At 72.9% G+C, this 10,227-nt stretch carries 13 protein-coding genes; 3 read left to right on the top strand and 10 right to left on the bottom strand.

The genetic code is table 11. From position 1 onward, the window contains the following. Window positions 1–9: 9 nt before the first annotated feature. The 5 genes from traA to ACFWZ5_RS42170 are packed head-to-tail and all read right to left on the bottom strand — an operon-like array spanning window position 10 to window position 1,905. On the bottom strand, window positions 10–516 hold the full coding sequence (gene traA / locus ACFWZ5_RS42190; RefSeq protein ID WP_384803851.1) for a plasmid transfer protein TraA: 507 nt from the start codon (window positions 514–516) through the stop codon (window positions 10–12). A gap of 3 nt (window positions 517–519) precedes the next feature. Then, window positions 520–1,038: a hypothetical protein gene (locus tag ACFWZ5_RS42185; protein ID WP_384803854.1), complete on the bottom strand. Its 519-nt coding sequence runs from the start codon at window positions 1,036–1,038 to the stop codon at window positions 520–522. Next, window positions 1,035–1,358 (bottom strand): hypothetical protein, encoded by a 324-nt coding sequence (locus ACFWZ5_RS42180; RefSeq protein ID WP_384803857.1) that lies wholly within the window; start codon window positions 1,356–1,358, stop codon window positions 1,035–1,037. The genes ACFWZ5_RS42185 and ACFWZ5_RS42180 overlap by 4 nt, the downstream gene beginning before the upstream one ends. Beyond that, a complete protein-coding gene (locus tag ACFWZ5_RS42175; protein WP_384803860.1) occupies window positions 1,355–1,492 on the bottom strand; it encodes a hypothetical protein in 138 nt (45 codons plus the stop codon). The genes ACFWZ5_RS42180 and ACFWZ5_RS42175 overlap by 4 nt, the downstream gene beginning before the upstream one ends. Further along, on the bottom strand, window positions 1,489–1,905 hold the full coding sequence (locus ACFWZ5_RS42170) for a sigma factor (RefSeq protein ID WP_384803863.1): 417 nt from the start codon (window positions 1,903–1,905) through the stop codon (window positions 1,489–1,491). The genes ACFWZ5_RS42175 and ACFWZ5_RS42170 overlap by 4 nt, the downstream gene beginning before the upstream one ends. A 227-nt stretch (window positions 1,906–2,132) precedes the next feature. Here ACFWZ5_RS42170 and ACFWZ5_RS42165 point away from each other — a divergent pair, with 227 nt between their 5' ends. Next, window positions 2,133–2,870 (top strand): GntR family transcriptional regulator, encoded by a 738-nt coding sequence (locus ACFWZ5_RS42165; protein WP_384803866.1) that lies wholly within the window; start codon window positions 2,133–2,135, stop codon window positions 2,868–2,870. A gap of 435 nt (window positions 2,871–3,305) precedes the next feature. Here ACFWZ5_RS42165 and ACFWZ5_RS42160 read toward each other — a convergent pair whose 3' ends face one another. Beyond that, the gene (locus ACFWZ5_RS42160; protein ID WP_384803869.1) at window positions 3,306–3,791 is read right to left on the bottom strand and encodes a hypothetical protein; all 486 of its coding nucleotides are present in this window, start codon (window positions 3,789–3,791) and stop codon (window positions 3,306–3,308) included. 773 nt (window positions 3,792–4,564) lie between these two features. On the opposite strand from ACFWZ5_RS42160, the gene ACFWZ5_RS42155 reads away from it, so the two are divergent. Together ACFWZ5_RS42155 and ACFWZ5_RS42150 are read left to right on the top strand one after the other, a co-directional pair. Next, window positions 4,565–4,753, top strand: coding sequence for a hypothetical protein (locus ACFWZ5_RS42155; protein WP_384803833.1), 189 nt, complete (start codon window positions 4,565–4,567; stop codon window positions 4,751–4,753). A gap of 127 nt (window positions 4,754–4,880) precedes the next feature. Beyond that, the gene (locus ACFWZ5_RS42150; protein ID WP_384803836.1) at window positions 4,881–5,030 is read left to right on the top strand and encodes a hypothetical protein; all 150 of its coding nucleotides are present in this window, start codon (window positions 4,881–4,883) and stop codon (window positions 5,028–5,030) included. Window positions 5,031–5,109: 79 nt separating this feature from the next. On the opposite strand, the gene ACFWZ5_RS42145 is transcribed toward ACFWZ5_RS42150, so the two are convergent. The 4 genes from ACFWZ5_RS42145 to ACFWZ5_RS42130 form a co-directional block, all read right to left on the bottom strand. Beyond that, window positions 5,110–6,831, bottom strand: coding sequence for a transposase (locus ACFWZ5_RS42145; RefSeq protein ID WP_384803839.1), 1,722 nt, complete (start codon window positions 6,829–6,831; stop codon window positions 5,110–5,112). 366 nt (window positions 6,832–7,197) lie between these two features. Further along, window positions 7,198–7,920, bottom strand: a complete 723-nt coding sequence (locus ACFWZ5_RS42140; RefSeq protein ID WP_384803842.1) for a DUF2637 domain-containing protein — start codon at window positions 7,918–7,920, stop codon at window positions 7,198–7,200. After that, window positions 7,917–8,423, bottom strand: coding sequence for a hypothetical protein (locus tag ACFWZ5_RS42135; protein ID WP_384803845.1), 507 nt, complete (start codon window positions 8,421–8,423; stop codon window positions 7,917–7,919). The genes ACFWZ5_RS42140 and ACFWZ5_RS42135 overlap by 4 nt, the downstream gene beginning before the upstream one ends. Before the next feature lie 166 nt (window positions 8,424–8,589). Next, on the bottom strand, window positions 8,590–10,227 hold a 1,638-nt coding region (locus ACFWZ5_RS42130), incomplete at its 5' end, for a sporulation protein SsgA (RefSeq protein WP_384892412.1).

Here is a 10,227-nt window from a genome sequence, read left to right as displayed (position 1 = left end):
CGCGCCGCCTCACTGCTGTGCCCAGTCGACCGTCGGGGCCTTGGGCTGACGGGCCCGGTGGCGGACGCGGTTGATCTCCTCCTGGTACTCCTGCTGGAACACCGCGTAGCAGGCCGCAGCGTCCTTCGCGGCGTCGCGCAGCGCGTTCGCGGACTTCTTCATCTTGCGGGAGACCTTCGCCGCGCGGACCCGCGCCGCCATCATCCGGCCCTCGGGGTCGGGCACGTGGGCCAGGACGCTGTACATGATCTCGGCCGCCATGGCGACCTCCATGGACAGCATCACCCCGGCCGCGCGCAGGGTGTTGCAGTAGGCCCTCACCTGCGCCGGGGACGTGAACTCCGGCGACGGCAGCAGGGACTGGCCGCCCCCGCCCACGACGTGGGAGCCACGGTTGACGTTGATGTTGATCGACGGCATGAAGCTGCCGCCCATCGCCCCGACGAAGCCGCCGGCGGCGGCCCCGGCGTTGGCGAACTTGTTGCCCTTATTCGGGGCAGCGCCGTTGGTGGCCATCAGTCAGTCCTTCTCCTTCGAGGTCAGCCCGGGCAGCAGCCGCAGGCCCTGAGCGGCCAGCAGGCCGAGGAACCAGAGGATTTCGAGGGGCCCGGCCAGCGGGCCGAGTTCGACCGCGAGCGCGGCCCACAGGCCCACCGCGGCCGAGCCGAGCGCCACGCCCAGCAGCAGGCCGTTGAGGGACTCGCGGAAGCGTCCGCCGTCCTTGCGCTCGGAGACCGGCCTCGCGAGCACCACGGCCAGGGGGATCAGCCCGGCCCCCGCGAGCAGGTAGGCCGTCCACGGCGCCAGGACGTGCAGGATCGCGGTCAGGGCCAGCAGCAGCACCGCAAGGCCCGTGGGCAGCAGGCAGGGACGCCACAGCAGGCGCCCGAGGACCGCCAGGACGCGGCGCGCCGGGGTGGGGCGGCCGGGCTGCACCAGCAGCACGAACGTCTGCCCCTTGCGCCCTCGCTGGCCCGGGATGCGGACCGTGGTCGCCCCGTCCGAGGTCTTCGTCGTGCGCACGCGACGAGTCGTCATGCCCGCACCTCCTCATCCGAGAAGAGGCCAGGCGCCGCGGCCGCGCGGGCCGCCGCGTGCGCGTTCTTCACCCCGGTGGTGCGGCGGGTCAGGCACGGCTGGCACATCACCAGGAGGCCATCGGCCCGCAGCGTCGCGGCCACGTGCAGGGGTGCTTCGGGGTCGACCGGGGCGACGACGAGCGGACGGTGGGGCTTGGCCTGCTCGTAGCAGCGGCGCCCGGTGCCGCGGTGGGTGTCGGAGCCGCAGGCACCCGGCTTGCCGTGCTCGCACTGGCAGAAGCCCTGAGCCTGCTTCAGGACGCGCTGGAACTCGCTCATCGCGCACCCCCGGCCTGCTGCTGTGCGGCCTGCGCGAGCGTCGCCGCCAGCGCGGCCGCCGCCTCCTGCGCCGCCTCCAGCGCCTCTTGGGCCTGGATACGGGCAGCCTCCATGTCCGCTAAGGCCTCGCTCACGCCGCCACCCCCAGCGCCTCGCGGGCCGGAGCGGTGTCCTGCGCGCGCAGGAAGGCGCACAGCCGGGCCACCGCCAGGTCCTCGGCGGCCGGGCTCGGCGGCAGCCGGTAGGCGGCCGGGGCGGTGCTGAAGTCGGTGGGGCGCTCCGAGTTGCGGCGCACCCGGTAGTGGTCGATCCGGGTCCGGGTCGCGATCGTGGCCAGCCAGCGGCCGAACTGCTCGTCGCTGCCCGAGAACTGCGCGAAGCCCCGGACCGCACGGGCCCACGTCTCGCCCGCCAGGTCCTCGGCGAGGTGGTAGTCGTACCGCCCGAGCCGCGCCCGCAGGCGCCGCACCAAGCGGTCGTGGTGCAAGACGAACAGGGTCGTGAGGCGCTGCCGGTCGGCGGCGGTCAGCGCGGTAGCGTCGGCCATGGGTCGTGCTCCTCTCGATGGAACGGCCCGTCGCGGCCCCGGCGGTGCAACGCCGGGGTCGCTCTGCGTTCGAGGCACCCCCGGCCTGACCAGGCATGGAGGTGCCGTTTCGCTCCGTGAGGTGGGGCCTCACGGGGCGTCGACGAGTACGACTGTGCACCCGCTCTTCTAGAAGTGTCAACCCGCTACTCTAGAATTGCGAGAGACGTCGTCGAGGAGGAGCAGCCATGGTGAAGACACCGAAGTGGCGAGCCATCGCGGACTCAATGGCCGCGAAAATTACGGACGGCACATACGCGCCCGGGCAGCAGCTGCCGCAGATCGCGGACCTCGTGCGGGAGGGCATAGGGTCCACCGCGACCGTGCACCGCGCCTACCAGACCCTGGAGGCCGAGGGCCTGGTGAAGGTCTCGCGAGGTCATGGCACGCGGGTGCTCCGCGCTGACGAGCAGCCGACGAGCCTCGTGACCGGTGCCGGGCGTCTGGCTCAACTGCGCCGCACCGGCCGCCCCTACGCCCCCGGTGAGACCGCCGAACGCCGCTTCGCGGGCCTCCGGTCGTGCGCGGACCCCCAAGTCGCCGAGGAGCTGGGGGTCGAGCTGTACGACGAGATCGTGGTGCGCTCACGCGTCTTCGTACGCGAGGGCAGGGCGACCGTGCTCGCCCTCAACTTCATCCACCCGCGCGCCCTGGGCGCCCTTCCCGAGCTTCTCGACGCCGGGCCGACCGAGCGGTTCCGACACGACCTCTACAAGGAACGCACAGGCCAAGCAATCGTGGGCGGCCCTCAGCGAGCGAGCGCCCGGCCCGCGGCCAGCAACGAGTTGTCGGAGTTCGGCATCGACCTGGCGCCCGACCAAACCGCCGCCGTGCTCGTGCTGAGGACGCTCTTCAGCGACGACGACGGCCCCCTCGAACTGTGGGAGGACGTCCATCGTCCTGGCATCGAGAAGGTCATCGACTGACGCAACGCCAAAGGCCCGCACCTCACAGGGAGGTGCGGGCCTTTCGCCGTTCTACGGCCCTCTGCAGTCCGGGGGCGGCATCGGTGAGCGGTTTACATGGCGGGTGCTCCGCCGCCCGTCCGCATCGCCGTTGCGCGCGTCGAGAGCAGCGGGAGGGGGAGGGGTGGGGGGCGCGGCTCCGGCCGCCGGCGACCGCGGCCGAGTCGGGCCGGGCGCCGTACTCCCGCCGTCACGGATGCGGGCGCGTGAGGAGACCGGACCCTCCGGCCCTGGCTGAGGGGGGAGCAGCTGCTGCCGCGATCCAGTGGCGGCCGCCGTGGTCGCTCCGCGTCGGCGCGGGCATCGTCGGGGCGCGCGAGCGTGTCGAATCCGGGGGCTCGCGCGCGCGTTTGGCGTGCACGCGTGCACGTGCTCACGCGTGCACGCGAGGAGCCGCTACCGCGGGGCGTCGTCGTCGAGGCCGGGCAGCGTCGGCATGGGCGAAGCGGTCATGTTCGCGCGCCGCCGTCGGCGCAGCGGCGGAAGCGGCGGGAGCTCCGGCAGCTCCTCCGAAGGCTGCGCCGCCGACGGCCGCGGGTTGGGCGCGTCACGCCGCGGACCGAGCGGCGGCAACGGCGGCAACGGCGGCCGGGCCTGCGGCAGCACGCCCACCGTTTCGTCACGTGACGATTCGAGGGCGTCCCGAGTTTCGTCACGTGACGATTCTGCGGCAGGCCCGGAATCGTCACGTGACGAAACAGAGCGTGCGGCGATGACGTCCGCGATGCGCTGCTCTACCTGTCGCTGTTCGTAGGCGCGTTGGCGGCAGGAGCGGCGGCAGTAGTCGCGGCTGCGGCCGACGCCGGACTGGCGGATCTCGCCGCCGCACCAGGCGCAGAGCTTGGCCCCGTCGGCGGAGCGTGGGGTGTCGTGCTTGGGCATGCGCACGACCGTACGCGGACCGCGTGCGGCGGTACACCTCTGGCACTTTCGCGCCCCGGAGGTCCGGACAGGGGAGCTGTTACAACTTTCTCTACTTCATTCAAGGCCGCCCGCTTCGCGGTCGGCGCGGCCCGGCCGCGGCCGGACCGCTCCTGTCTCCGCCCCGCTCCCCGGCCGCCGCTCGGCCCGCCGACGACGAGCACCAGGAGCACGACGAGCAACCCGCCTACGGCGGGGCCGAAGTCGGCGAAAGCTCTTGCTCTCTTGGACCGCCCCGCGGAGTCCTCCCGGCACGAGCCGCAGATTCCCGCCCGACGGAATCGCCCCCGCGATCCTCCCGCCCCACAGCACAACCGCCCGCCGACGAGATCCCCCACACCAATGCATCACGACCGACCGGCCGTCTCGCCTGATTGCGCCGCAATCACAGCAGCACGCGCACGGGCGGCGGCAGCGAGCACCAGGACGTGACCGTCGAAAGGCGCGGCGGAACCTCGGGCCGTGCTCCGCAGGGGGTCCCGTACGGAAGTAGTCGGCGCCACCGAGACGCCTTGACCGGACCCCTTGACCTCCAGTTCAGACCCCTTGACCGAGGCCTCGCCCGGTGCCCTCTGGGGGCAATTTGTAGGGCAAGTTGTAGGGCAAGTTGCAGAGCAAGTTGACGGGCAAGTTGTAGGGCCAGTTGTAGAGCAAGCCGTGTGATCGAACAGCACCGGATGGACAAAGGTACGTCCCCTCGCGGGGACGTTCAGGGGGTGCGCGAGACTGCCGGGATGAGCACCGCACGCCGCCCGCTCGGGCAGGGTCCCGACGTCCCGATACCGGTCCGCGATCCGCGCACGCGGACAGCCGCCGAACGCGCGGCAGACGGCGACTGGGTCGAGAAGCCGGAGTCGCCGGCGGGACCGTCGGCCGTGCCGACGACGGCCAGGCGCCGCCCGTTGGGCCGCCGCGGCACATGACGCGAGGCGCCCACGAAGCGTCCGTCAAGCGCTCGCGAAAACGCACAGCGGGCCCCGCTTCAGGGGCGGCAGACGGATTTTCGCGAGAGTTGCGGGCCTAGCTCCCCGGTGCCTCACTGTCTGCGGCATGCCAACCAACGACCGCACGTCACTGCTTGCCGCGACCACCGCGGCCGCCGTCATCGCCTACGTCGTCTACGCCCACCCCAGCCTCGAGGCAGCGGCCACCGTGGGCATAGCCGCCTTCGTCGCCCTGTGCATGGTCTTGCGCCTGTAGGGCGCAGCAGCAGAGCAGAGCGAGTTAGTGCTTTCTGGGCCCAGTTTCCGGGTTCCCCGACCGGGAGCAAGCTAGGAGATCAGGTGACCTGATCTCGAAGACAAACTGTCTTCGGCCGCCAGTCGCCGGTCGCTCCGCTGAGGCGGGCGATGTGGTTCCGCGCGTGTTCCTGGCGGGCCTCGGCGTCGTCCTGGTCGCCGTCGTTCTCGGCTTCGCGGCGCCGTCGTGCGGCGGCTTCCTCACGGCGGCGGGCGAGGCTTTCGAGCATCTCGGCGTACGCATCGGCGACCTGTTGCGGGCCTAGGACGACGACGGTGTCGGCGACGTCGGCGAGCGCCAGGACGTCGCGCACGCGGGACGCCATGGCGTCCGGGTCGGTGTTGCCGTCGGTGCCCTCTGCGGCCTCTGTCGCGGCGAGGTCGAGGGCGCGCTTGGTGACGGCGTGCCAGCCCGTTTCGGTGACGGCGACTCCGGCGCGGAGTTCGCCGCCGTCGGCGTCGGCCGCCAGGAGCAGGTCGAGGTCGTCGTCTTCGGTGTCGCCGCCGTCGAGGCCGAGCATCTGGCGCAGGTAGCGGGTCCACTCGATCGCGCGGCGGCCCTTGGTGGCGCGCTCGTACTCGTGCCAGCGAGCGAGGTTCCACTCCAGCGAGCCGCACCCGGCCGCGTCGTCCTCGGGCACGCCGCCGGTGAGGTCTCCGATCCGGCCGAGCAACTGGAAGGGCGTGACGTTCTCCCCGGCCGCCGTCTTCAGGTCCCCGCGGGCGAGTTCGAGCGCCGGGCTCTTGCCGTCCTGCGTCTTGGCGATGTACTCGGCGAGGTCGTTCGCGTCCCGCTCGGTGTGCAGCCGTTTGAAGTCGACGCCGTGGCCCTTGCCTCCGCACGAGCAGTCGGCCCGCTCGCAGTCGTCGGTGGGCCGGAACTTGGGGTTGATGGCCTTGAGGGTGCGGGTCCAGGTCGTGCGCCAGTGGTCTTCCCACTCGGCCAGCGAGGCCTCGGTGGGCGTGAACGTCCCGGCGACCGTCTTGTCGCGCTTCTCGCCCGTGGTGCGGCCGCCGACGAGCACGATCGCGTGGATGTGCGGGTGCCAGCCGTGGGCCTGCCCCACGGTGACTTCGGTGGCGCGGATCATGCCGACGTAGCCGATCCGGTCGCGGATGCCGTCGACTCCGCGCTCGGGGCGTCCGGCCCACGTGCCGCCGGTGATGAGCCGCTGGTAGGCGCCGGGGCGCCGGGGGGTGTCCGGGGTCTTGCGGGTGCCTTGCAGAGCGTCCATGAGGTCCGCCAGGCGGTCCTTGCTCGCGTGCCGGGCGGTGAAGGTGACGAGGTAGGCGGTGCCCCCCCGCTTGATCCACTCGACGACGGCGGCGGTGATCTCCTCGGCGCGCTTGTGGCGGATGGTGGCGGCGCAGACGGGGCAGAGCCAGATCCGCCCGCACCGCATGAGGCCGAGGACGACGGACGTCCCGGCGGCCGTCTGCGCGACGATCACGCCCGAGGACGGGTCCATGAGGGCGCGGCCGCAGCCCTTGCACGCGACGTCGCCGGTGATCCGCCACAGGGTCCGGCGGCGGCTGTAGCGGGCCGCCTTCCGCAGTCGGGCCGCGTCGCTCCGGGCGGCGTCGACGTCCGTGTCCCTTTTTGCCCCGGCGGACGTTTCCGCAGGTCGGCGGGGGGTGGGAAACTCTGTTGTTTCTTTCCCAAGGCGCGACACGTTTTGGGTCGCGGCGGCGCCGTCGGCGTCTGCGGCGAGCTTGGCCAGCGCACGCTTCGCGCGCTGCTTGCAGGCGTTCGAGCAGTACACACGCGGCCGTTTGCCGGGGGTGTGGGTGATCGGCGCACCACACGGACAGCGTGGTCCGGTGGGCCGGTGTGGCGACGTCGGGTCGACGTCTCGTACGCTCGTCACAGAGCAACGTTCCGTTCGGTGTGTTGGCACCTGCGGGGCGGACGGGTCGGGAGGTCAGAGCCCCGGCCCGTTGCCATTTCTCGGGTAGATCCTGTCACTCCGCTCTCACGGAGTGTCAGAGGCCCCACCCTTTCGGCGCGTTACCGGCGGCCGCAAGTTCCCCCGGGGCGGGAGATTCGGGGCTGTTGAGGCTTCTGGGGTTCCGTGGTGCGGAAAAGGGCCGGACGCCATGCGGCGTCCGGCCTCTGGCAGTTCAGGGCCTCATGCGTGCGCCTCGACGTCGGTGTCGGCGGTGACGCGGCGCCAGGCCTCCCGGAGCCTGGAAGCGCCCGCGGAGTACCCGAGCGTGCGGAACCGGGCCTCCATGTCCCTGTACGAGCGGGGCGGATCGGTCTCGGTCGTGAGCACGTGCACGACCGCGTCGAGCTCCGTGTCGGTGAGGGAGCGGCCGGGCTCGGGGATCGTGTCGAGCGTGTCGGGGTGCGCCGGGGGCATGGCGTCCTGGTCGTCCGTGACGGCCTCAACGGGCGCGTGGGCGGCGGGCGCGGGGATCTCTGGCGCGGCCGTGTCGGCGAGCGGCGCGGCCATGTCGGCGGGCTGGTCGGTGGTGACGGCGGCGCCGAGGTGGACGGCGAGCGCGGCCGCGAGCGGCGGCACCGCCGAGACGGCGATGACGAGGTGGGGGCCGGGCTGCATGTGTCCGACGGCAACCAGGTGGCCGACCGCGTTGAGGACGACGGAGCCCGCCACGGCGATGAGGGTCAGAGCGCGTCCGAGGCTGCGCCCGGCGCCGGCGGCGAGCCAGGCGAGTCCGGCGACCAGGGCGAGGACGTCGACGGAGACGGGCAGGGACCAGGCCAGGCGGTCGTCCCAGCCGACGGCACGGCCAAGGCCCGCGAGGGTGTCGGCGGAGGCTGCCATCGCCACGGCGGCGACCAGGGCGGCCCCGCCGATGATGAGCCTGCGGTGCGTGGTGGCGGTCATCGGCGGTACCTCACGATCTGCGTCTGCGTCTGGGTGATCTCGAACTCGCCCTCGTCGCGCTTGCGGCGGGTGAGCGCCAGGGCGGCGAGCACGACCACGACGAGTGCGCCGACCGCGTACGGCGCGACCGCGTCGGCGAATTCGGTCATACCGGCGGCGGCCGCACCGAGGAGGGCCGACACGCCCCACACGACGACGGCGATCAGGGCGACGAGCACGGCGAACACGGTGACGGTCGCGGATGTGCGCCAGACCCAGCGCGGCACGAGGGGCGACACGGCTGTGTCGGTGTCCGTGTCGGACCGCTCAACGGCCGTGCCGGAGGCGGCCGCGGGCAGCTGCTGCTCGGCGAGGGCGATCAGGGTCGCGGTGTCGGGGATCGGCGCGGGCGCCGGAGCGGGAGTGAGCGCGGCGGGTGTGTCGGGGATAAGCGCGGCCACGATGTCCGCATCGCCGACGGCGCCGCCGGCGGGGCGGGCGGGATACTGCGAGTTGGCGTTCACGGGAGCCTCCGTGGGTGTCGAGACCGGCCCGGGGGCATCCGGGCCGGTCGCTCGTTCTCAGGCGTCAGGTCGGGGGTCAGGCGGTGTCAGCGGCCTGCTGTCAGGGCGCGTGACACCGCGTGTGCCTAGGGGTTTGGGTGTCAGGCGGCCGTGACGGTGTCAGGCGTCAGGCGGCCGTCAGGGCAGCGTCCGGGCCGTCGTCGGGGCGCGGGACGATCCGCCACCGACCGGTCTGGTTGGTCGGCTCCAGGCGCCCATCGAGGGCGGCCTCCTTCAGCCGCGCGGACACCCACGGGCGGGACAGGCCGTGTTGGTCGCACCAGTCGAGGAAGTCCTTCGGGCCGACGACCATGCGCCCCGCGGCCTCGAACTCCGCGAGCGCCTGGGCGAACAGGCGCCGGGCCTCCTGCGGGCCGGGCTTGCGGCCCCTCTCGGCCCCGAACAGCGGGTCGTCGTCGCCGTGCTGCGGCTCGGGGAGCTCGGCCTCGGGGTCGATGTCGGCGTCTTCCGGGTCGACCATCACGCTGTCGTCGTCCTCCTCCGACGCGACCGCGGCACCGGCCTGTGCCGGTGCCGACACGGCCGTGTCGGGGGCAGAGCGGCCCGTGTACGCGGTCCCGGCGACGCTCTTGAGGGCGCGCGCGGTGACGGGGTCGGCGGCCGCGCCGTGGCGCTGCGCCCACAGGGCGAGCAGCTGCATGGCGTCCACGGCGCGGGGTGTGAAGCGCCAGGTGCGGCCCGGGGAGGCGTAGCGGTCCTCGTCGATGCCGGGTGAGACGACGTAGCAGTAGCCGGGCTTGCGGTTGCGCCAGGATCCCGGGTGAGCGCCCGCGGCCAGGACCTCGTCGGGCAGGCTGAACCCTTCGTCGTCGGGGTGGCAGCCGAGTGCGATCACCGACGGCATGGAGGACCGCGTGCTCGTGCTCATCTGGTCGTAGGACGGGCGCTGCAGGGAGATGACCAGGGCCACGCCCGCCGACCGGGCTTCCTGCGCGATGCCGGTGAAGGCGTCGTCGCCGATGAACCGCAGGGTGTTCGCGGCCTCCTCGAACCAGGCGACCATGAACGGCATGCCGGGGCAGCCGCACGCTCGGCCGTCGGGGCGGCAGGAGTGCTTGGGGTCGCGCTGTTCGCGCGCGGCCTCGGGCACCCACTGGCGGTAGCTGTGGGCGCCGAGCCAGCGGGTGCGGGCCGGGATCGCCGCCTGGACGGCCGCGACCATGGTCTCGGACGGGGCGCCGCCTTCCACCGCCCAGTCGTAACTGGGCAGCAGGGGCCGGAAGTCCTGGAACGCCTTCGGGTCGGAGAAGACCATCATCACGTCGCGGCGCGAGAGGATCTCGGTCTGGAGGTTGAGGGCGGCGTCGCCCTTGCCGGAACCGGTTCCGCCCGCGACCAGCACGTGCGTGGAGTTCCGCCCCTCCTTCTCGTCGCCGGGCAGCCACAGCAGCAGGGGCGCGCCGTCGTCGTAGCGGCCGATGACCAGCGGATCGGCGATCGATCCGCCGAGATTCGAGGGGCCTTCCCACTCCACCGTCTCCGCCAGCATGTCCTCGGGGACGATGACCAGCTCGCCGCGCCTGGCCGAGTCCGGGTCGGGCTGGTAGCGCACCGCAGAGGGGGGCAGGTCCAGCGCGGAGGCGATACGCGGCAGCGCCCCGGCCATGTCCGCGTTGGTCTGCGTGCCCGCATCGAGCTCGACGCGCGCCGTGGCCCGGTTCGGCTCCGCCCGCGCCGCGCGGATCTGCGCACGGGCCAGCCCGATCTTCTCCATCAGACCGCCGTCCGCGCTGCCCGCGCCGCC

Origin of the sequence: Streptomyces sp. NPDC059003 (assembly GCF_042740445.1) — a bacterium.
Lineage (GTDB): Bacteria > Actinomycetota > Actinomycetes > Streptomycetales > Streptomycetaceae > Streptomyces.
The sequence above is the reverse complement of the archived record's forward strand: the minus strand, read 5'-3'. Positions and strand labels throughout refer to the sequence as shown.

Coding starts and splice junctions, on each gene's coding strand:
- traA (WP_384803851.1), bottom strand. CDS start 516: ATGGCCACCAACGGCGCTGCCCCGAATAAGGGCAACAAGTTCGCCAAC.
- ACFWZ5_RS42185 (WP_384803854.1), bottom strand. CDS start 1,038: ATGACGACTCGTCGCGTGCGCACGACGAAGACCTCGGACGGGGCGACC.
- ACFWZ5_RS42180 (WP_384803857.1), bottom strand. CDS start 1,358: ATGAGCGAGTTCCAGCGCGTCCTGAAGCAGGCTCAGGGCTTCTGCCAG.
- ACFWZ5_RS42170 (WP_384803863.1), bottom strand. CDS start 1,905: ATGGCCGACGCTACCGCGCTGACCGCCGCCGACCGGCAGCGCCTCACG.
- ACFWZ5_RS42165 (WP_384803866.1), top strand. CDS start 2,133: ATGGTGAAGACACCGAAGTGGCGAGCCATCGCGGACTCAATGGCCGCG.
- ACFWZ5_RS42160 (WP_384803869.1), bottom strand. CDS start 3,791: ATGCCCAAGCACGACACCCCACGCTCCGCCGACGGGGCCAAGCTCTGC.
- ACFWZ5_RS42155 (WP_384803833.1), top strand. CDS start 4,565: ATGAGCACCGCACGCCGCCCGCTCGGGCAGGGTCCCGACGTCCCGATA.
- ACFWZ5_RS42150 (WP_384803836.1), top strand. CDS start 4,881: ATGCCAACCAACGACCGCACGTCACTGCTTGCCGCGACCACCGCGGCC.
- ACFWZ5_RS42140 (WP_384803842.1), bottom strand. CDS start 7,920: ATGACCGCCACCACGCACCGCAGGCTCATCATCGGCGGGGCCGCCCTG.